Origin of the sequence: Hymenobacter metallicola (assembly GCF_004745645.1) — a bacterium.
GTDB classification, from domain to species: domain Bacteria; phylum Bacteroidota; class Bacteroidia; order Cytophagales; family Hymenobacteraceae; genus Hymenobacter; species Hymenobacter metallicola.
The window spans coordinates 720,319-739,283 of record NZ_SRMB01000001.1; the positions used below are offsets into that span (position 1 = coordinate 720,319).

Here is an 18,965-nt window from a genome sequence, read left to right on the forward strand (position 1 = left end):
CACCCACTTGCCGGAATCCGAGAACTCGTAACTCCGTAGCTGACCTACTTGGCGGGGCCCGCTACACCAGCTTTTGCCCTAGCGCAGGAATAGTCTGCCAAGCACCTCACTTGCAAGGAAAGCGGCTTCTTGCATTCGTTGGGAACGGGCTGTCAATGGTTATTTGCCCGTAGATTGCCAGCCCTTAGCACATTGTCCTGCTTCGTATGCACGTATCCGCTCCTGAATTATCCTTAGCACTTCGTACCGAGGGCTTTGCAGTATTGCCAAACGTGCTGACAGCCGCCGAAACGGCCGCCTTGCTCCGGGCCATTGAGGCGGCCCCCGTTACGGGTAGTAATTTCCGACGCAGCCAGGATCTGTTTGCTATTCGGGCGGTGCTGGCCGAAATACCCGCTCTGCAGCCCATACTAGCCGCTTCGGCGCTGCCGACGCTGCTGGCGGCCTTGTTTCCCGGTGGCTGCCACCTGGTGAAGTCCATCTACTTTGATAAGCCCGCCCATTCCAACTGGGTGGTTGCCTGGCACCAGGATCTGATGATTAGTGTGGACTGCCGAGCCGACCTGCCCGGTTACGGCCCCTGGACCGTAAAGTCTGAAGGCATAGCCGTGCAGCCGCCGCAGCCGGTGCTGGAAAATATCTGTACCATCCGCCTTCACCTCGATAGCTGCGATGCCCGCAATGGAGCCCTGAAGGTGGTGCCCGGTTCGCACCGGCGGGGGCCGATTCACAGTGCCGAACTACCCGAACTTACGGCCGCTCCAGTTCTGTGCCCGGTGCCCGCCGGCGGCGCCATGCTGATGAAGCCACTGTTGTTGCACGCCTCCAACCGCAGCACGAGCAGCCATAGCCGCCGGGTGCTGCACTTGGAATTTTCCTCTTTGGAGCTTCCGCCAGGAGTCGAGTGGCGCGAAAAGCAAGCCCTGGTGCCCAGCCCGCCGCGTAGCTCTACTTAGTCAGCAGCGGGTATCGTAGTGCCACCATTAGGGCCCAATGCAAGGTATTTTGTTGAATCTATTTACCTTTCCGGCAAATCATTCTGCCCCGCGGAGTGTTCTTTCTTTGTACTTAAAGCCCACTGATATGGACGGCCGCAACCTGTTTAATTTTGGTCCAGCCCTCGGATACTTCTTCCGGAAGAACGACCCCAACCGCAAAACCAATTTCAACCTGCGCACGATGCACTTTATCAACAAGCTCAGTATGGCCATGTTTCTGGTCGGCTTGTGCGTGGTGCTCTACCGCTTGTTTATGCGCTAACCAATAGATCTAGCGGCCCTGCCGGCGGAAATAGCTCCACCGGCAGGGCGTTGCTTTTTGCTGCCCTGACGCCATGCATATTGAAGAGTTCCGCGACTACTGCCTGCTCAAGGCCGGGGTGACCGAAGAAACGCCCTTTGGCCCTGAAACGCTCGTGTTTAAGGTGGGCGGTAAGGTCTTCGCCCTGACCGATATCGACACCTTTGGCAGCATCAACCTGAAGTGTGACCCGGAGCGGGCCGTGGAGCTGCGCGAACAGCACGACTACGTACTGCCGGGCTACCACATGAACAAAAAGCACTGGAACACGGTGCTGGTAGGAACGGGCATTCCCGCCGGGCAGCTGCGCGAGTTGATTGACCATTCTTATGACCTGGTGCGGGCCTCTTTGCCTAAAAAGCTGCGGGAAGAACTCAGGGAGGCAGAGCAGGAGCAAGCCTGAAACGTCAACGGCAGAAACATTCGGGAGGTGGAGCTGACGCTTCACTTCTTATTTTTTGAACAGTATTGTAACATTGCTGGTTACAGTGCTACCTTTGCCTCGAAGTCAGGAGCAACGTAGCTGGCTTACCTTTACCATGCAGATCAGCAGCCGCTTTTCCGTCGCCGTTCACGTGTTGTCCCTGCTGGCCTTGCAGCAGGAAAATGACGTGCTGCTGACGTCGGAGCGGATGGCGGGCAGCGTGAACACCAACCCCGTGGTGATCCGGCGCCTGCTGGGGCAGCTGAAAAAGGCGGGCCTGGTGGAAGTGCGCCCCGCCGCGGGCGGCACCTTTCTGACGCGCCGGCCGGCGGCCATTACCCTGCTGGAAGTGTACCGGGCCGTGGAGGTGGTGGAAGCAGGCCAGCTCTTCAGCGTCCACGACAAGCCCAACCCGGCCTGCCTGGTGGGTCGTAATATTCAGTCGGCCCTGGATGATACCCTGCAACGGGCCCAAACCGCCCTGGAGCAGGTGCTGGCCGGGGTTACGCTGCAGCAGGTCACGACCGATATTGTGGCCAAAGCCTGAGGGTCTTTTTTTTTGCCTTTAATTGTAACTGCTTTTGTTACAATGTGTCTTGTTTTCACCTTTTTTACTTTCTCATTCTATGAAAATTGCCTTGATTGGAGCCACCGGATTTGTGGGCTCGAACCTGCTGCATGAAGCCCTGAACCGCGGCCACCAGGTAACGGCCATTGTGCGCGACCCCGCCAAGCTTGCCCAGCAGCACGAAAACCTGACCGTGGTAACCGGCGACGCCACGAAAGTAGACGAGCTGGCGGCCCAGCTGGCGGGGCATGATGTGGTGCTCAACGCTTTTAACGCGGGCTGGACTAATCCCAACCTCTACCAGGACTTCCTGCAGGGCTGCCAAGATATTGAAGCGGCAACCGAAAAATCGGGAGTGCCGCGTCTGGTCGTTATCGGCGGGGCGGGTAGCCTCTACATCAATGGGCAGCAGCTGGTCGACGGCCCGCAGTTTCCGGCTGAGTACAAGCCCGGGGCCACCGCCGCCCGCGACTACCTGAACCGGCTGCGCCACAACACCACGCTCGACTGGACCTTCTTCAGCCCGGCCATCGAGATGCACCGGGGCATCGACAAGGGCCGCACGGGCCACTACCGCGTAGGTACCGAAAGCCCCGTGTTTGACGAAAACGGCCGCAGCGTGCTGTCGGGGGAAGATCTGGCCGTGGCCGTACTCGACGAGCTGGAGCAGCCGCGCTTTAGCCGGCAGCGTTTTACGGCCGCTTACTAAGTTTAGCCAAGCCCAACGGATGGTGTTGCCGAGTCCGCTGCCGACCTTTGCGTTGTAGGTCGTGCCCGGCACGCTTCTCTGTTCTTCCCAAGCCGTCAGGTGTAGCTGCCGCCGCAGCTGTGCCTGACGGCTTGGCTTTTCGGCTCTCATTTCCACCCTGATGCGCAAACCGCTTACCGGCCACACCAGCCTGATTCTGCTGCTGGGCCTGCTCACGGCCTTCGGGCCTATGAGCATCGATATGTACCTGCCCGCGTTTCCGGCCATTGCCCGCGAGTTTGGCGTCCCGATTTCGGCCGTGCAGTTTACCCTGGCCTCCTATAACATTGGCATAGCCCTGGGCCAGCTGCTCTACGGGCCGCTGGCCGACCAGTTGGGCCGCAAGCCCAACCTGCTGGCGGGCATGCTGCTCTACGGCGTAGCGGCGGTGGGCTGCGCCTTTGCTACTTCCGTCGATGGCCTCGTCGCCGTGCGGTTTATGCAGGCCGTGGGCGGCTGCGCGGGTATGGTGCTGGCCCGCGCCATCGTGCGCGACCGGTTCGACGGCAACGAGTCGGCCAAGGTATTTTCCACCCTGATGCTCATCATGGGCGTGGCCCCGATTCTGGCGCCCACCGTGGGCGGCCTCATTATTGCCCATTTCGACTGGCGCTACATCTTTGGGCTACTGGCCGTACTGGCGGCTATTACGCTGATTTTCATTGTCCTGGTGTTGCCCGAAACCCTGCCCGCTGAGCGCCGCAACCCGGTGGCCGTGCGCAATTCGTTTCGCACCTACGCCGCCCTGCTGCGCGACAAAGAGTTTGTGGGTTATGCCCTAACGGCGGGCATGGTACAGGGCGGCATGTTTACCTACATCACCGGCTCGTCGTTCGTGTTCATGAAGCTGTTTGGCCTGAGTGAGCAGCAGTTTGGCATTCTCTTCGGCCTCAATGCAGCCGGTATTATCACCGCTTCCCAGGTCAACAACCTGCTGCTCAAACGTTTTACCTTCCAGCAGATTCTGCGGGCCGTGACGGTGTTCTACTTCGGCGCGGCTCTGGTCTTGCTGCTGATGGCCAGCACGGGCTGGCTGGGCATCTATGGCATTGCCGTGCCGCTGTTTTGCACCGTGGGCTGCGTGGGCCTGGCCGTACCCAACGCCACAGCTGGGGCCATGATGCACCACGGTAAGCAGGCCGGCAGCGCCTCGGCCCTGATGGGTACGCTCATGTACAGCTGCGGGGCCCTGGCCGCCATCAGCGTCAGTGTTTTAGCCAATAATACCGCCTTACCCATGGCCGCCACTATCACCGCTTGCTCTGCAGCCAGTGTCTTAATCTTCAGAACAATGGTGGGAAATCATAAGGTGAAGGCACAGCAAGTTGCGGCGTGATAGATAAAGCCTAAACCCCGTGTCCTTGCGAGGCCGCAGGCCGTGGCCATCCGTCCTCTAAAATGTACTAAGCTCTCTTACATGAAAAGCCCTAACGCTTGAGCAGACGTTAGGGCTTTCTGGGTAAGGGCTGTGCCTACCTGCGCAGAGGACGGATGGCTTCGTCCTGCGGCCTCGCCAGGACAGACAAAAAGGCCCGCTGGAGAATCCAGCGGGCCTTTTTGCTGCTAAGCGGTGGTAAAACTAAACTACCACGTTCACCATGCGGCCGGGCACGACGATGAACTTCTTGGGCTCCTTGCCTTCGGCAAACCGCGCCAGGAAACCGGATTCCCGCACGGCGGCTTCGATTTCGGCGGCGGTGGCGGCAGCGGCAAACTGCTGGGTTTCGCGCACTTTGCCATTGATGGCTACGGGGTAGTTCACGGTGTCTTCCACCAGGTATTCCTCTTTGAACTCGGGGTACTGCGCCGAGCTGATGCTGCCGGCCTCGTGGCCCAGCTTTACCCAGAGTTCTTCGGCCAGGTGGGGCGCGTAGGGCGAAATCAGGATGGTGAGGGGCTCCAGGATGGCGCGCTTGTGCGAGTCGAGGGCGGTTAGCTCGTTCACCGTAATCATCAGGGCGCTGACGGTGGTGTTGAACGAGAACTTCTCGATGTCCTCTTCTACCTTCCGGATGGCCTTGTGCAAAGCCTTCAGCTCGGCCGGCGTCGCTGCTTCGTCGGTTACGGCAAAGTCGCCATCCTGGGGGTGGTAGAGGCGCCAGAGCTTCTTGAGGAAGCCCGCCACCCCGCTCATGCCGTTGGTATTCCAGGGCTTGAACTGCTCCAGGGGGCCAAGGAACATTTCGTACAAGCGCAGCGCGTCGGCCCCGTACCGATCAATCAGCACGTCGGGGCTTACCACGTTGTACTTCGACTTCGACATTTTCTCGACCTCGACGCCGCAAACGTAGGTGCCGTTGTCTTCAAGGATGAAATCAGCCGTAGCGTACTCGTCACGCCACTTTTTATAGGCTTCAATATCGAGTACATCGTTTTCTACGATGTTCACATCGACGTGCAAAGCGGTGGTTTCGTGCTGGTCTTTCTTGCCGGCCGTTACAAACGTGTTGGTGCCGTTGATGCGGTACACGAAGTTCGAACGGCCCAGAATCATGCCCTGGTTGATGAGCTTCTGGAAGGGCTCGGCAGCCGTTACCAGGCCCAGATCTTTGAGGAACAGGTGCCAGAAGCGGGAGTAGAGCAAGTGGCCCGTAGCGTGCTCTGCCCCACCAAGATATAAATCTGCATTCTGCCAGTACTGCTCGGCTTCCTGGCCCACGAACCGCTCCGAGTTCTGCGGGTCCATGTAGCGCAGGAAGTACCACGAGGAGCCGGCCCAGCCGGGCATGGTGCTCAGCTCGTACTCGTACTGGCCCTTGTACTTCCAGTCCTTGGCGCGGCCCAGGGGCGGCTCGCCGGTTTCGGTGGGCTTGTACTCATCGATTTCGGGCAGCACCAGGGGCAGGTCTTCTTCGGCGACGCCGTAGGCCACGCCGTCTTTGTAATAAATCGGAATGGGCTCGCCCCAGTAGCGCTGCCGGCCGAAGATGGCGTCGCGGATGCGGAAGTTGGTTTTGCCCTTGCCGATGCCGCGCTCCTCGAGCTGCTGGATCAGGGTTTGGGTAGCTTGCTTGTAGTCCTGGCCCTGGATGAGGCCGTGCAGGTATTTGCCTTCCTTGGTCGGGTCGGCCTGCTCCTCAATCTGCTGCTGGTCCACGACCTGCACGATGGGCAGGCCGAAATGCTTGGCAAACACGTAGTCGCGCTGGTCGCCGCTGGGCACGGCCATCACGGCGCCGGTGCCGTAGCCGGCCAGTACGTAGTCGGCAATCCAGATCTGGATGGGCTCGTTGCTGAACGGGTTGATACCGTAGCTTCCGGTGAAGGCGCCCGATACCGTTTTGGTGTCAGCCATCCGGTCGCGCTCCGAGCGGCGCTTGGTGGCGTCGATGTAGTCCTGAATTTCGGCCTGCTGCTCGGGTGTGGTCAACTCCTTTACCAACTCGTGCTCGGGCGCCAGCACCAGGAAAGTCGCGCCGTAGATGGTATCGACGCGGGTCGTATACACCTTGATTTGGGCCTGCTCGTGGCCCTGCACCTGGAAGGTGACTTCAGCGCCGATGGATTTGCCAATCCAGTTGCGCTGCATTTCCTTCACGGCTTCGGGCCAGTCGATGTGGTCGAGGCCCTGTAACAGGCGGTCGGCGTAGGCCGTGATGCGCAGGTTCCACTGGGGCATCAGCCGACGTTCCACGGGGAATCCTCCGCGTTCGGAGAGGCCGTCCTTTACTTCGTCGTTGCTCAATACCGTGCCCAAACCGGCGCACCAGTTGACGTAAGTATCTGACTGATAGGCTAAACGGTAGGGGTGAACGGCCTGGAGCTTTTGCTTTTCGCTCCACATCTGCCACTGGCCGGCCGTGAAATCGTGGCGCTCCTCTTCGTCGCCGGCGGCGCGTACGCCCTGGCTGCCGCCTTCGGCAAACTTGTCGAGCAGGGTTTTCAGGGGCTCGGCGCGGTCGGTGTCGAGGTTGTACCAGCTATTAAAGAGCTTGAGGAAAATCCACTGCGTCCACTTGTAGTACGAAGGGTCGGAGGTGCGGACCTCGCGGCTCCAGTCGTAGCTGAAGCCCAGGGCCGAGAGCTGCTCGATGTAGCGGGCAATATTCTCGCGGGTGGTTTTTTCGGGGTGCTGGCCGGTCTGGATGGCGTACTGCTCGGCGGGCAGGCCGAAAGAGTCGAAACCCATGGGATGCAGCACGTTGAAGCCCTGCAGGCGCTTGTAGCGCGTCACGATGTCGGAGGCAATGTAGCCCAGCGGGTGGCCCACGTGCAAGCCTGCCCCTGAAGGGTAGGGGAACATGTCGAGGACGTAGTATTTGGGCTTCTGCGAGTTATTATCGGCCTTGAAGGTGCCGTTATTTTTCCAGTGGGCTTGCCACTTCTTCTCAATTTCCTGGGGACTATAGCCGGGCATGGGCTTCCGATTAGGTGGTTACTTGCTGAACTGGCGAAATTAAGCGGAAATGCCGGGAAAGGGTAATTCTTGCCAAGATTAGGGCTTGCCAGCGTGGCGGGCCAGGAATGCTCTAAGCCGGGCAAAAGCGCGCCTCGGACCGTCGGCCGGGTATTTTGCCTGGTTCGGGTGGTGTTTTATAGGGTTCTGCTAAGTAGGGTGTGCCAAATTGTACTGTTGGGCCTATATTGCCGACTTACGACGCTCTGTGCTACTTCTAAGTTGTCTTTAATGAAGCTCTACTCTACCTTAACCGGCCTGCTACTGCTGAGCAGTGCGCCCCTGCTCGCCCAGCAGGCGCCGGCCAGCCTCCAGGCCCTGGACGAAACATACGGTTACCGCGGCGCGCGTTTTGAGAGTGATACCAGTGCCTTCCGCGACCTGGCCTTGGCCGAAACTGCGGGTCAGACGCGCTATTACCGCCGCAAGTCGGAGCCCAAAACCCTGGGTGAGGGCGAAGTGGCCGACGTGACCTACGGCTTTTATCAGGGCAAGCTCAGTGTGATTCTGATTAAGGCCCAGGGAATAAAAAACAGCCGGGCTATGCTGGCCGCCCTACAGCAGAAGGCTGGCACAGGCACGCGCAGCAGCGCCTTTGCCCAGCGCTACGCCTGGAACGGCAAGAAGGTGCACATGAGCTACGACGAAAACGCCATGAGCAACGACGCCATCGTCGTCTTGACCTGCAAGAAGCTCAAGGAGAAAGAAATGAAGCAGGCCTTGAAAAACCAGCCGACGACTAAAGCTGCTCCCATCGGGAGCTAGAGCAGCTTTCCTGATTCTTGCTGCAAGGCCCGGCCCACCGCCGGGCCTTTTGCATGCCTCAGCTAGGCGGCTGGGCCAAACAACCGCGCCCGGCCGGCGGTTGTGCAGGCTTTAAGCAAGTAGATAATGCCCAACCATAGCTCCCGCGTGCCCGTGTCCGTTCTGGACTTGGCCGCCATTCTCGAAGGATCAACGCCTGCCGATACATTCCGCCACAGCCTGGACCTGGCCCGCCACGCCGAGCAGTGGGGCTATACCCGCTACTGGCTGGCCGAGCACCACAACATGGCCAGCATTGCCAGCTCGGCCACGGCCGTGCTCATTGGCCACATTGCCGGCGGCACTTCCACTATCCGGGTCGGCTCGGGCGGGGTGATGCTGCCCAACCACGCCCCGCTGGTGGTGGCCGAGCAGTTTGGCACCTTGGCCTCCTTGTACCCAGGGCGCATCGACCTAGGGCTGGGCCGCGCCCCCGGCACCGACCCGCTCACGGCCCGGGCCCTGCGCCGCGACGCCCACGGGGCCGTAAACGACTTCCCGGAGCAGGTGCAGGAACTGCAAACCTACCTCTCGGCCGACAACCGCACGAGCCGGGTGCGGGCCATGCCGGGCGAGGGGCTTGACATTCCGATGTGGCTGTTGGGCTCCAGTACTTACAGCGCCCAGCTGGCGGGCATGCTGGGCTTGCCGTTTGCATTTGCCAGTCATTTTGCCCCCACCCACCTGCAGGCCGCTTTGCAGCTGTACCGCAACTCCTTCCAGCCTTCCGAGCATTTGGATAAACCCTATGCTGCGGCCTGCGTCAATGTCATTGCGGCCGACTCGGATGCCGAGGCCGAGCGGCTGGCTACCTCGTTCTACCAGTTTGCCCTGAACATTATCCGGGGCACGTCGCGCCCTTTGCAGCCGCCAGTGCCGAGCATGCAGGGCCTGTGGAATGATCTGGAAGAAGAGGCCGTGGGGCAGATGATGGCTTATTCCTTTATCGGGGGGCCTACTACAGTGCAGCAGCAACTGCAGAACTTTCTGCGCTTCACCCAAGTGGACGAGTTGTTGGCCGTGTCGCACATCTACGACCACTCAGCCCGGCTGCGCTCCTACAAAATACTGAGTGACATCAGCCAGTGGCAGGAGTAAGGTGGTTTTCTAGTGTTATTTTCATCGGCAGGGCTGGCCCGCCCCGAAATCAGAAACCCGTTGCGCCGGCTATACCCCGGTCAGCGGGTTTTTTCCGTCCAGGGTGCCTACACTAGCCAGCACGCGAAAACGCGCAAACAGCTCCTCCCCATACCAGTTTTCCTGGCGCGTGAGCCGGATTACTTCCTTGTGCTTGTCGCTACGGTAGGCGTAGTGCTGCATAGCCTGCGCTGATTCCCAGAGGCTAAAGGTGGCCTGGCGAACCACCGGCAACTCGCCCAGCCCAATGGCTGCCCGCACCCCCGGCGCCTGCGCTACGGTTGCACTTGTGGGGGCCACGTAGCGCCAGAAGCGCAGTGCTTTCGTCCAGCGGATGGAGGCCCGGGTCAGCACGGCGACCGGCCCTTCGGCGCCGGCATCCTCAGCTTGATAATCGAAAGGGTTGACTCCGTCCCAGAGACCATGCGATTTGAGCGGGGCTAGCTCGGCCGTCCAGATTTCCTGGGTCCGCTGCTGGTACTGCTGCCAGAGTGGGTGAGTTGCAAAGAACTGCGCCGCCGCCTCTGCTGAGTCCCAAACGGCCATAAAGCCATAGCGCCGCAAGTTGGGCAGGGCCCCAAAACCGCCGGCCCCGCTACCCAGCAGTTTCTGAAACCGCAGCCCCGGCACCCGGCGGAGCGGCTGCTGGGCCGTGCCCATCTGAGCCAGGGCCCACCGGGTATTGTTGGGTAGCAGGGTAATAATGGACAGGGTGGTGAGCAAGAGAAAAGGAGATTTTAAGATCCCAAGGCCAGCGCGGCGACAAGCAACGTAGCTGGTGCGCGCATCAAAACAACAAAAAAGGGCCGGAATTGCTTCCGGCCCTTTGGATGCACTTCAAGGTCTCCGAATTAGGGGTTCACCTTGGCATGCTCGTCGCCGGTGGGCTGGTACCGCTCGCCGGTCGTGACGGCCTTCACGTAGCCGAAGGCGCGCACCAGCACGTTGCTGGGCTGGTCCCAGTACTCGCCGCGGTTGATATCGACGCGCAACAGGGAAATGTTTGGGTCGTCGGAGCCTTTGGGAAACCAGGCGCGCAGGCCTTCGCTCCACAAGTCCTTGATTTTCTGCCGGTCGTTGACAATTGTTGCAGTGCCCGAAATCGACACGTACAGGTTCTGATCGGGCTTGGAGTAGCCCAGGTTGACGTGGCGCTCCTGCTTGACCTCGTCGATTTTAGCGGAGTCTTTTTCGGTGAAGAACCACAGCGTGCCGTCTTCCTCGGGCTCGTGGGTGTACATCGGGCGGCTATGCAGCTCCCCGCTGGGCTCCACGGTGGTCATCATGGCAATTTTGATGTCTTTAATGCGCTCCACGAGCTTGGTGACATCGTGGCTAACGGCTACTTGCTCGGCCATAGTATCTAGGGTTTTGGTAGTGTAAGGGTTGTGCAAGGAAGTACGGGCGGGGCAGGGGAAGGTTCTACAGTTGGGCTGGGCGGGGGTGGTTGCCGCAGTTTTCCAGTACTTTGCCTGCCATGAATTTTCTGGCCCACTTGCTGCTCTCCGGCGCCCCCGCCGCCACGCCCGATTACGAGGACCTTGTCATCGGCAACTTCGCCGCCGAGGCCGTGCGGGGCCGGGCCCAGGTGCAGGCCTACCCGGCCAGCGTGCAGCGCGGCATTCATCTGCACCGCTTCATCGACTCCTTTACCGATTCGCACCCGGTAGTGCGCCGCACCACGGCCCGCCTGCGCCAGGCCGGCCTGGGCAAATGGGCCGGCGTAGTGGCCGACGTGGGCTACGACCACCTGCTGGCCCGCTACTTCCCCCAGTTTCATTCCGCCGAGCCCTTGCCCGAGTTTAGCCAGCGCCTCTACGCCCTGCTGCACGCCCGCCGCCAGGAGCTGCCCGACCGCCTGCAGCACATGCTCCAGTACATGCGCCGCGACGATTGGCTGACGGGGTATGCCAAGCCCCAAGGCCTAGAGCGGGCCTTGCTGGGCCTCAGCCGCCGTGCCCCCAGCGGGGCCGTGTTGGCGACGGGTGCCGCCGCGTTTCTGCGGGAACTGCCCGCCTACGAGGCCGATTTTCGGGAGTTTTGGCCGGAGCTGCGGGCGGGAGTGGCGCAGGAGCTCGTCAGGCTTATGCCCTGATTGTCTGGCCGGCCGTGCAGATGGTGGCGTAATAGCAGTGGTCTATGGTGATTGTGTTCAACCCCTTCCTTGGCAGCAGTGATACAGTACATTCAATTCGACCAACAGTTTGACGCGGCCCGACTGCAGCAGGAAGTAGCCCAGCTGGCAACCACGCTGTGGCAGGCTCACTACAACCGCGGCGGCTACGAGGGCAGCTGGCAGACCTTGCAACTGCGCGCCCTGCACGGGCTACCCACCAACAACGCCGCCAACCACCCCGGCTGGCTGCCGGGCGCAGAGTTGTTTCACGATACGCCCCTGCTAGCCCAGTGCCCCTACACAAAAGAAGTACTCGATTTTTTTCAAATTGAGAAAACCGCCGTCCGGTTTATGCAGCTAGCCCCCGGCGCGGTCATTAAGCCGCACCGCGACCCGGACCTTAATTTCGAGCAGGGCGAGGTGCGCCTCCACATTCCGGTGCTAACCAACCCGCAGCTACAGTTTTACCTGGAGGAGGAGCGCCTGGTAATGGAAGAAGGCAGCTGTTGGTATCTCAACCTCTCTCGGCCCCACCACGTCAAAAACGAGGGGCGCACCGCCCGGGTCCACTTGGTTATCGACGGCATCGTCAACGAGTGGCTCCGCAGCTATTTCCTCGCCCCCCGGCACCGGGTGGTGCACCGGGCAACACCCGGACTAGTCGAGCAGCACAGCCGAGACGACCAACGGAAAATTATTGCCCAGCTGCGCCTGCTGCAAACAGCTACCGCCGACAAGCTGGCCGATGAAATGCAGGCTGCACTAGCGGGTGGGCAAGCATAAAAACAAAAAACGGGGCCCGAAGGCCCCGTTTTTTGTATCAACAAGTGGCAGCGGCCTAGTGGTGGTGGCCGCCTTCGCCGTGGACGTGGCCGTGGGCCAGTTCTTCTTGGGTGGCGTCGCGCACGGCGGCTACTTTCCCGTCGAAGTGCATAACCATACCGGCCAGGGGGTGGTTAAAGTCCATTTTCACGGTGTCGGCGCCGATTTCGACGATTTTACCCTGCATGTGGTTGCCCTGATTGTCGGCCATGGGCAGGAAATTGCCTTCCTGCAGCATTTCCTCGTCGATTTTGCCGTCGATTTCAAAGACATTTTTCGGGATATCGACCACGGCTTGCTGGTCGTAGTCGCCGTAGGCTTGCTCGGGGGTCAGGGAGAAGTTGAAGGCGTCGCCGGCGCTTTTGCCGCTGAGCTGGCTTTCGAACTCCTCAGGCAGGCCGCTCTGGCCAAAGAGGAATACCATGGGTGCCTCGGCCTCGGCCGATTCTACCAACACTTTTTCTTGATTTTCGTCGGTCACGCTCAAGTCGTAGGTGATGGTGACGACTTTATTGGGGCTGATCTGGGCCATAATCGGGGTGGATTAGGTATCCGGGTTGGGTGAAAAAACAGTTTAGGGCGGCTAGTTACGGAAAAGGCCTGTAAATCGGTCCGGCACTACGTATACACTTAGCTAGTACATACCCAAAGCCAAGGGGCAAGGTTGTGGATCAGCTAATTTTGCCGCACCCCGGCCCTCCAGTTGCGCGGATTCAGCTACTTTCGGCAAGCCGTTTTTATCCAATCCTATTCCACTAGTTCATTATGCGTATCCACCTGCTTGCCTGTTTGCTCAGCGTGTCCGGAGTGCTGCTAAGCCAGTGTGTTTCGACCCACGAGCCCGGAGTAACTACCACGGCACCAGCTTCTACTACTGTATCTGCCGGGCAAGCAGAGTCGCTGGACCCGGACCCGAACAAGCCGTACCGAGAAATGGCAATCCAGCCGATTGCGGCTGAACCGGCCAACTACACAGCTTCCGTAATCTGCAGGCGAGACTCAGTGGGAACGCTGCTTCTGGAAATGAAATTGAATCCGGCGCAGCGTTCCATTGAGAAGCTTTCCCTGGCCTATGGACTGCGCAATTCAGGCCAGAAGGCTAAGCAAATTGGTCAGGGGACCGGGCACTATGATTCGACCAGCCAGCGCTATTATTTCTCGACCTTCTACCAGATAATTACCCAGCTGCCAAACCAGCAAAGGGTTTATAGCGACCTGTATCCGGTGCACGGCTGGGTTTCCACTAGCACGAATACCGTTGGGTTGCAACTCTAGGCTTGATAGCCGCAACAGCTACAGGTAGTAGTCCAGGTTTTCCCGGGTGATAATATCAAGCGGCAGGTACTTCAGCCGCTGCACCTCTTGCTTGAAGATCAGCAGGTCGGCCAGAGCGTAGATGCCCCGGTAGCCCTGTTTTTTGGGGTTTTGATTGATCAAAAAGTCAATCACGCCCTCGTTGAGGAAGTGAATGTTCTTTTCCAGCAGATCATAGCCTACCAAGCGGATGTCCTCGCGGCGGTAGGCCTGCAGGTAGGGTGCTATTTCGTAGGCCTTGGAAGTACTGACAAAAATTCCCTTGAGCTGGGTTTGCGCCTCATCCAGCAGCCGGTTGAGCAGCCGGGCAAACGACGGATCGGCGGGATGGGGCAGGTCCACGCTGAGCACCGTGTGCGGACTCTTCGGCTGGTCTAGAGCAGCCGAGTCCGGGGCGGTAGGCAGTTGGGCAAAGTAGTCACGGAAGCCGCGCTCTTTCTGAGTAATATGGGCGGAATTGGCAATATCTTCGGCGATGTGCGCAATCAGGAAGGTGCCGGGCTCCGTTTGCCCGATATGCACCAGTTTGCCCGCCAGAAAACCGCTCTGATACGAATCCTGCCCCACGTAGCTCAGGGGCTGCAGCTCGGCGATATACGTGTTAAATAACACGTAGGGAATGCTCTTTTGCTGCCACTGCTCGAAGAAGGTCAGCGACTCCCGGTAAAACAGCGGGGCAATAAGAATACCGTCGGGGCGGGCCTGGGTAGCTATTTCGGCCTGCTCCCGAAACGATTCCACCTGGGTTAGATTATACGGATACACCACAATGTTCAACCCGTATTGCTTTAGTTCACGGGCCGCCTTTTCGATGCCATTCCAGGGAGCTTGCCAATAGGGGTCCAGGGTATGATCGGGCTGGAGCACAGCCAGTTGGTAGGTACGGTTGGAGCCGAGCGTGCGCGCAATCATATTGGGCTCGTACTCCATTTCCTTCATCATCGCCAGCACTTTCTGCCGCACATCCTCCGCCACCCGGCCCCGGTTATGTAGCACGCGGTCTACTGTTCCTACCGAGACATTGGCTTTAGCTGCAATGTCCTTGATGCGCACCGCGTTTTTCTTCATGGGGGTCCTTGCGCTTATTTGGTAAACAATGCCAAAGATATCACGAAGGTAACACCTAGGCGACAAGTGCCGCCGAACTCGATGCTACGCTTGTAAGAAGACGAAAAGTAAGAGTAGGAGCAGTCGCGGAGCCAGCACCACAGCGGCTTTACTTGCCATCTTCTGTGGTTGCTCGACCACCTCATTTGCGCTCAAAGAGCGAATGTAGTGTCTGGTTTTTTTCCTACTAAGACTGCTTGGTCAACTAAATATAGTAAGAATTAGATGGTACTGTGCGTGTGCGCCCACTCACACAAGAAATATTTTGCGTGTGCGCGCACATTTTTTCATTGCTTTGCTTGCATTAGTTGGGAAGGTTGCCTACGTTTGACTTAGATGCTATAGTAAGTGCCAGGAAAATCCTATTCTTTTCCTGCCCTCTACACCTATACAGATTATCTAGCTCCGCTAGTAATACTACGCCCGGCTTACTGACCTGCCGCTCTCTATAGGATGGTTTCACCATGGGGTGGACCGCCCGGAATGGCCACCTCTTGCCTCGTTCTTAAAATCTCTCACTTTTAAATACGAAAGGCCGCAATGGAAGTCCTCAATTATCCTGAAACCACTTTTGAAAAGCTCCCGGTCACTATTTTTGACGATGCCCAGGAGGGAGCTGTTACCCTAGCCTACGAAATTGCCGAGCTGATTCGCAGCAAGCAGCGCAGGGGCGAGATGGTCGTGCTGGGCCTAGCTACCGGCTCGTCGCCCATCAGCGTGTACCGGGAACTGGTGCGTTTGCACCGTGAGGAGGGACTGAGCTTCCGCAATGTCATCACCTTTAACCTCGATGAATACTACCCAATGCAGCCCGACGAGCTACAGAGCTACGTCTACTTCATGCACGAGCATCTGTTTAAGCATATTGATATTCTGCCTCAGAACATTCATATTCCGGATGGTACCCTGCCCATCGATAAGGTTAAGGACTATTGCCAGGCCTACGAGAAGCAGATTGAGGAGTGCGGCGGGCTTGATCTGCAGTTGTTGGGCATTGGCCGCACCGGCCATATTGGCTTCAATGAACCGGGCTCAGCCATCACCTCTACTACTCGCCTGGTAAAGCTCGATCCGCTAACTATCACTGATGCGGCCAAGGACTTTATTAAGGAAGAATACGTGCCGCTCCGGGCCCTGACCATGGGTGTGGGCACCATTATGAAGGCCCGTAAGATTATGCTCATGGCCTGGGGCGAGGGCAAGGCCAAAATCCTGCATAAAACGGTGGAGGGCCGGGTTTCGGATGAGGTACCGGCTTCCTTTCTGCAGCTGCACCCGCGCGTGGCGGTGGTCGTCGACCAGTGGGCCGCCACCGAGCTGACCCGGGTTAAGACGCCCTGGCTGGTGGGCATGTGCAGCTGGGACGACAACCTGATTCGACGGGCAGTAATTTGGCTGAGCCTGAAAACTCAGAAACCCATTCTTAAACTGACCGACGAAGACTACAAGGACGGCAGCCTGAGCGACCTGCTGGTGGAAGCCGGCAATGCCTATAATCTTAACTTAAAGGTATTTAACGCCATTCAGCGCACCATCACGGGCTGGCCCGGCGGCAAACCGAATTCCAACGATACCCACCGCCCTGAACGGGCTGAACCGGCGATTAAACGGTCGTTGATTTTCAGCCCTCACCCCGACGACGACGTTATCAGCATGGGCGGTACGCTTTTGCGCCTCGTTGACCAGGGCCACGATGTGCACGTAGCTTACCAGACCTCGGGCAACATTGCCGTGTTCGACGATGACGCCCGCCGCTACGCGGATTTTGCCCTCGATTTCGCCCAAAAAATGAATGTGGGCGTGGCCCAGATGCAGCAGGAGCACGACAAAGTAGTCGAGTTTTTACGCCATAAAAAGCTAGGAGAGGAAGACAGCCCGCTGGTGCAGGATATTAAAGCTCTCATCCGCAAAGGTGAGGCGGCCGCTGCCTGCCGCTTCTGCGGCGTCAAGGAGCCGAATGTGCACTTCATGAACATGCCGTTTTACGAAACCGGGCAGGTAAAGAAAAAGCCCCTGGGCGAAGCCGATATCCAGGCCGTGGTTGATATTCTGCAGCAGATAAAGCCCCATCAGATTTTCGCGGCCGGGGACCTGCGCGACCCGCACGGTACCCACCGGGTGTGCCTAGACGCCATTTTTGCGGCCCTGGCCCGCCTGAAGGGTAAAGAAGCCTGGGTGGAAGACTGCAACCTGTGGCTGTACCGAGGCGCCTGGCAGGAGTGGGACGTGGAAGAAATTGAAATGGCCGTGCCCATCAGTCCGGAAGAGCTGCTGCGCAAGCGTAAAGCCATTTTCAAGCATCAGTCGCAGAAAGACAGCGCCGTATTCCCCGGCAACGATAAGCGCGAGTTCTGGCAGCGCTCCGAGGACCGCAACCACACCACCGCCAAACTTTATGACAAGCTCGGCCTAGCCGAATACGAAGCCATGGAGGCTTTCGTCCGCCACCGGTTTTAACGCTGGCCCCGAAAAATTCTAGAAAACCCACCACCGGCCGGAAATAAGCTGTTTTCTGAGCAGCCGCTACCTAAAAGCGGCTGTTCCTGCCACCGCTATGCCCTGCTGGCCACCTGCCCAACCCTTTCTGACCTATGAAACAAGCTTCTACTCGCGTCGTGCCCCCGCTGGCAATTATCGGCGCCCTGTTCTTTATTTTCGGGTTTATCACCTGGCTCAACGGCACGTTGATTCCGTTTTTGAAGCTAGCCTGCGAACTGACGTACTCGCAGGCGCTGCTGGTCACGTTTGCCTTCTACATTGCCTACGTTTTTCTGGCGGTCCCCTCATCGGTCATTCTGCAGAAAACCGGCTTTAAGAACGGCATGGCGCTGGGGCTAGTAGTTATGGCGGCCGGGGCGCTGCTATTTGTACCGGCCGCCCAGGCCCGCTCGTTTGGGCTGTTTTTGCTCGGGCTGTTTGTGCAGGGGGCGGGCCTGGCCTTGCTGCAAACGGCTTCCAACCCCTACGCAACCATTCTGGGGCCGCTGGAAAGTGCCGCCCAGCGCATCAGCATCATGGGCATCTGTAGCAAAGTGGCGGGTGCCCTGAGTCCGGTCATTATCGGGGCCGTCGTGCTCAAGGGCGCTACTGCGCTGGAAGCTCAACTAGCGGCCGTAACCTCGGCGGCAGAGAAAAACGTCCTGCTCCAGCAGTTGGCCGACCGGGTAATACTGCCTTACGTGTGCATGGCGGTGGGGCTGGTAGGGCTGGCCGGGCTGATCCGGCTTTCCAGCCTGCCCGAAATTGACCCGCGGCCGGAAAACCCGCTTGAAGCTAGCCAGGAGCCGGCCCACAGCGTGTTTCAGTTTCCGCACCTGCTGCTGGGCGTGCTGGCTATTTTCTGCTGCGTAGGGGTAGAAGTCATTGCCGGCGACACGATTACTCAGTACGGCCGGACCCAGGGCATAAGCCTCGATGTGGCCCGCAACTTCACCTCTTTGACCCTGATAGCCATGCTCGTGGGCTACGTCATTGGTGTGGTCACGATTCCGCGGTATGTGGATCAGCAGACGGCCCTAAGCATCTGCGCCCTGGTAGGGGTGGGCTGTACCATTGGGATTGTATGTACCCATGGCTACGCGTCGGTGCTGCTGGTGGCCCTGCTGGGGCTGGCCAACTCGCTGATGTGGCCGGCTATCTTTCCGCTTAGCATTCAGCGGCTGGGGGCCTTTACCGAGCGGGGCTCAGCGCTGCTGATAATGGGCATTGGGGGAGGAGCCATCCTGCCTTATCTCTACGGCTGGTTGGGTGAAAATGTCGGCCTGCAGCAGGCGTATCTGCTGCTGATTCCCTGCTACCTCTACATTTTGTTTTTTGGCCTGAAGGGGTATGCTTACCAAGTGAAAACCCGGCTGAAGTATGCAGTGCCCGTCAGCTAAATTACTCAGGCCGGTTGAACAGTACTATCCGTTGGGAACTGAAGCTGGACTAAGTAAGGAAAAAAGTTATATCACTAATAAATGAATATTCTAATAGACGATGCCGGCTTCTACTTCACCAGCCAGCTAGCCCTAATAGCACTATTAAGTTGAAAATACTGTGCGTGTGCGGCCACTCAAACTACATACTATTTGCGTGTGCGCACACATATTTTCGATCTAGTACTTGTTTCCTCGTCGAAGGAAATCTATGTTTGGAACATAACTGTTCGCAGCCGCTTAGCTGGGCTGAAGCCATTCGTGGAATCAGCCAATCGGGTAGCCGGTGCTAACAGTCCGCATTGGTCAGATT

Annotated in this window: 18 protein-coding genes; 13 read left to right on the forward strand and 5 right to left on the reverse strand. The window is 58.7% G+C overall.

All coding sequences use genetic code 11. The annotated features are described in order from the left end of the window. Positions 1–206 precede the first annotated feature (206 nt). The 6 genes from E5K02_RS03020 (at position 207) to E5K02_RS03040 (ending at position 4,375) form a co-directional block, all read left to right on the forward strand. Positions 207–956, forward strand: a complete 750-nt coding sequence (locus E5K02_RS03020; RefSeq protein WP_135391940.1) for a phytanoyl-CoA dioxygenase family protein — start codon at positions 207–209, stop codon at positions 954–956. A 127-nt stretch (positions 957–1,083) separates the two neighbouring features. After that, on the forward strand, positions 1,084–1,260 hold the full coding sequence (locus E5K02_RS25440; protein ID WP_167856268.1) for a DUF6728 family protein: 177 nt from the start codon (positions 1,084–1,086) through the stop codon (positions 1,258–1,260). 73 nt (positions 1,261–1,333) lie between these two features. Further along, positions 1,334–1,702 carry an MmcQ/YjbR family DNA-binding protein gene (locus E5K02_RS03025; protein WP_135391942.1) on the forward strand — a complete coding sequence of 123 codons (369 nt, stop codon included), beginning with the start codon at positions 1,334–1,336 and terminating at the stop codon, positions 1,700–1,702. Between the two features lie 136 nt (positions 1,703–1,838). Further along, positions 1,839–2,270 (forward strand): Rrf2 family transcriptional regulator, encoded by a 432-nt coding sequence (locus E5K02_RS03030; RefSeq protein ID WP_135391944.1) that lies wholly within the window; start codon positions 1,839–1,841, stop codon positions 2,268–2,270. A 79-nt stretch (positions 2,271–2,349) separates the two neighbouring features. Next, complete coding sequence (locus tag E5K02_RS03035) at positions 2,350–3,000, forward strand: NAD(P)-dependent oxidoreductase (protein ID WP_135391946.1); 651 nt, start codon at positions 2,350–2,352, stop codon at positions 2,998–3,000. 160 nt (positions 3,001–3,160) lie between these two features. Next, entirely contained in the window at positions 3,161–4,375 is a 1,215-nt protein-coding gene (locus tag E5K02_RS03040; RefSeq protein ID WP_135391948.1) for a Bcr/CflA family multidrug efflux MFS transporter, read from the forward strand. A 243-nt stretch (positions 4,376–4,618) separates the two neighbouring features. Here E5K02_RS03040 and leuS read toward each other — a convergent pair whose 3' ends face one another. Further along, positions 4,619–7,396, reverse strand: a complete 2,778-nt coding sequence (gene leuS, locus E5K02_RS03045) for a leucine--tRNA ligase (protein ID WP_135391949.1) — start codon at positions 7,394–7,396, stop codon at positions 4,619–4,621. A 270-nt stretch (positions 7,397–7,666) separates the two neighbouring features. Between leuS and E5K02_RS03050 the strand changes: the two genes are divergently transcribed. Together E5K02_RS03050 and E5K02_RS03055 are read left to right on the forward strand one after the other, a co-directional pair. Next, positions 7,667–8,200, forward strand: a complete 534-nt coding sequence (locus E5K02_RS03050) for a hypothetical protein (RefSeq protein WP_135391951.1) — start codon at positions 7,667–7,669, stop codon at positions 8,198–8,200. A 126-nt stretch (positions 8,201–8,326) separates the two neighbouring features. After that, positions 8,327–9,337 (forward strand): LLM class flavin-dependent oxidoreductase, encoded by a 1,011-nt coding sequence (locus E5K02_RS03055; RefSeq protein ID WP_135391953.1) that lies wholly within the window; start codon positions 8,327–8,329, stop codon positions 9,335–9,337. A 69-nt stretch (positions 9,338–9,406) separates the two neighbouring features. Here the strand turns inward: E5K02_RS03055 and E5K02_RS03060 are convergent, their stop codons facing one another. Both E5K02_RS03060 and E5K02_RS03065 read right to left on the reverse strand, forming a co-directional pair. Beyond that, positions 9,407–10,099 (reverse strand): spheroidene monooxygenase, encoded by a 693-nt coding sequence (locus E5K02_RS03060; protein WP_240737130.1) that lies wholly within the window; start codon positions 10,097–10,099, stop codon positions 9,407–9,409. A gap of 128 nt (positions 10,100–10,227) precedes the next feature. Continuing rightward, on the reverse strand, positions 10,228–10,734 hold the full coding sequence (locus E5K02_RS03065) for a pyridoxamine 5'-phosphate oxidase family protein (protein ID WP_135391955.1): 507 nt from the start codon (positions 10,732–10,734) through the stop codon (positions 10,228–10,230). A gap of 119 nt (positions 10,735–10,853) precedes the next feature. Here E5K02_RS03065 and E5K02_RS03070 point away from each other — a divergent pair, with 119 nt between their 5' ends. Both E5K02_RS03070 and E5K02_RS03075 read left to right on the forward strand, forming a co-directional pair. Then, a complete protein-coding gene (locus E5K02_RS03070) occupies positions 10,854–11,471 on the forward strand; it encodes an acyl carrier protein phosphodiesterase (protein WP_135391957.1) in 618 nt (205 codons plus the stop codon). Positions 11,472–11,549: 78 nt separating this feature from the next. Continuing rightward, positions 11,550–12,275: an aspartyl/asparaginyl beta-hydroxylase domain-containing protein gene (locus tag E5K02_RS03075; RefSeq protein ID WP_167856269.1), complete on the forward strand. Its 726-nt coding sequence runs from the start codon at positions 11,550–11,552 to the stop codon at positions 12,273–12,275. A gap of 55 nt (positions 12,276–12,330) precedes the next feature. Here the strand turns inward: E5K02_RS03075 and E5K02_RS03080 are convergent, their stop codons facing one another. Continuing rightward, positions 12,331–12,846, reverse strand: a complete 516-nt coding sequence (locus tag E5K02_RS03080; protein WP_135391961.1) for an FKBP-type peptidyl-prolyl cis-trans isomerase — start codon at positions 12,844–12,846, stop codon at positions 12,331–12,333. A gap of 233 nt (positions 12,847–13,079) precedes the next feature. Between E5K02_RS03080 and E5K02_RS03085 the strand changes: the two genes are divergently transcribed. Beyond that, a complete protein-coding gene (locus E5K02_RS03085) occupies positions 13,080–13,589 on the forward strand; it encodes a hypothetical protein (protein ID WP_135391963.1) in 510 nt (169 codons plus the stop codon). 18 nt (positions 13,590–13,607) lie between these two features. Here E5K02_RS03085 and E5K02_RS03090 read toward each other — a convergent pair whose 3' ends face one another. After that, positions 13,608–14,696 (reverse strand): LacI family DNA-binding transcriptional regulator, encoded by a 1,089-nt coding sequence (locus tag E5K02_RS03090; RefSeq protein ID WP_135391965.1) that lies wholly within the window; start codon positions 14,694–14,696, stop codon positions 13,608–13,610. 579 nt (positions 14,697–15,275) lie between these two features. On the opposite strand from E5K02_RS03090, the gene nagB reads away from it, so the two are divergent. Continuing rightward, positions 15,276–17,192: a glucosamine-6-phosphate deaminase gene (gene nagB / locus E5K02_RS03095; RefSeq protein WP_135391967.1), complete on the forward strand. Its 1,917-nt coding sequence runs from the start codon at positions 15,276–15,278 to the stop codon at positions 17,190–17,192. 134 nt (positions 17,193–17,326) lie between these two features. Then, complete coding sequence (locus E5K02_RS03100) at positions 17,327–18,613, forward strand: sugar MFS transporter (RefSeq protein WP_135391969.1); 1,287 nt, start codon at positions 17,327–17,329, stop codon at positions 18,611–18,613. The last annotated feature ends 352 nt before the right edge of the window (positions 18,614–18,965 follow it).

Coding starts and splice junctions, on each gene's coding strand:
- E5K02_RS03020 (WP_135391940.1), top strand. CDS start 207: ATGCACGTATCCGCTCCTGAATTATCCTTAGCACTTCGTACCGAGGGC.
- E5K02_RS25440 (WP_167856268.1), top strand. CDS start 1,084: ATGGACGGCCGCAACCTGTTTAATTTTGGTCCAGCCCTCGGATACTTC.
- E5K02_RS03025 (WP_135391942.1), top strand. CDS start 1,334: ATGCATATTGAAGAGTTCCGCGACTACTGCCTGCTCAAGGCCGGGGTG.
- E5K02_RS03030 (WP_135391944.1), top strand. CDS start 1,839: ATGCAGATCAGCAGCCGCTTTTCCGTCGCCGTTCACGTGTTGTCCCTG.
- E5K02_RS03035 (WP_135391946.1), top strand. CDS start 2,350: ATGAAAATTGCCTTGATTGGAGCCACCGGATTTGTGGGCTCGAACCTG.
- E5K02_RS03040 (WP_135391948.1), top strand. CDS start 3,161: ATGCGCAAACCGCTTACCGGCCACACCAGCCTGATTCTGCTGCTGGGC.
- leuS (WP_135391949.1), bottom strand. CDS start 7,396: ATGCCCGGCTATAGTCCCCAGGAAATTGAGAAGAAGTGGCAAGCCCAC.
- E5K02_RS03050 (WP_135391951.1), top strand. CDS start 7,667: ATGAAGCTCTACTCTACCTTAACCGGCCTGCTACTGCTGAGCAGTGCG.
- E5K02_RS03055 (WP_135391953.1), top strand. CDS start 8,327: ATGCCCAACCATAGCTCCCGCGTGCCCGTGTCCGTTCTGGACTTGGCC.
- E5K02_RS03065 (WP_135391955.1), bottom strand. CDS start 10,734: ATGGCCGAGCAAGTAGCCGTTAGCCACGATGTCACCAAGCTCGTGGAG.
- E5K02_RS03070 (WP_135391957.1), top strand. CDS start 10,854: ATGAATTTTCTGGCCCACTTGCTGCTCTCCGGCGCCCCCGCCGCCACG.
- E5K02_RS03080 (WP_135391961.1), bottom strand. CDS start 12,846: ATGGCCCAGATCAGCCCCAATAAAGTCGTCACCATCACCTACGACTTG.
- E5K02_RS03085 (WP_135391963.1), top strand. CDS start 13,080: ATGCGTATCCACCTGCTTGCCTGTTTGCTCAGCGTGTCCGGAGTGCTG.
- E5K02_RS03090 (WP_135391965.1), bottom strand. CDS start 14,696: ATGAAGAAAAACGCGGTGCGCATCAAGGACATTGCAGCTAAAGCCAAT.
- nagB (WP_135391967.1), top strand. CDS start 15,276: ATGGAAGTCCTCAATTATCCTGAAACCACTTTTGAAAAGCTCCCGGTC.
- E5K02_RS03100 (WP_135391969.1), top strand. CDS start 17,327: ATGAAACAAGCTTCTACTCGCGTCGTGCCCCCGCTGGCAATTATCGGC.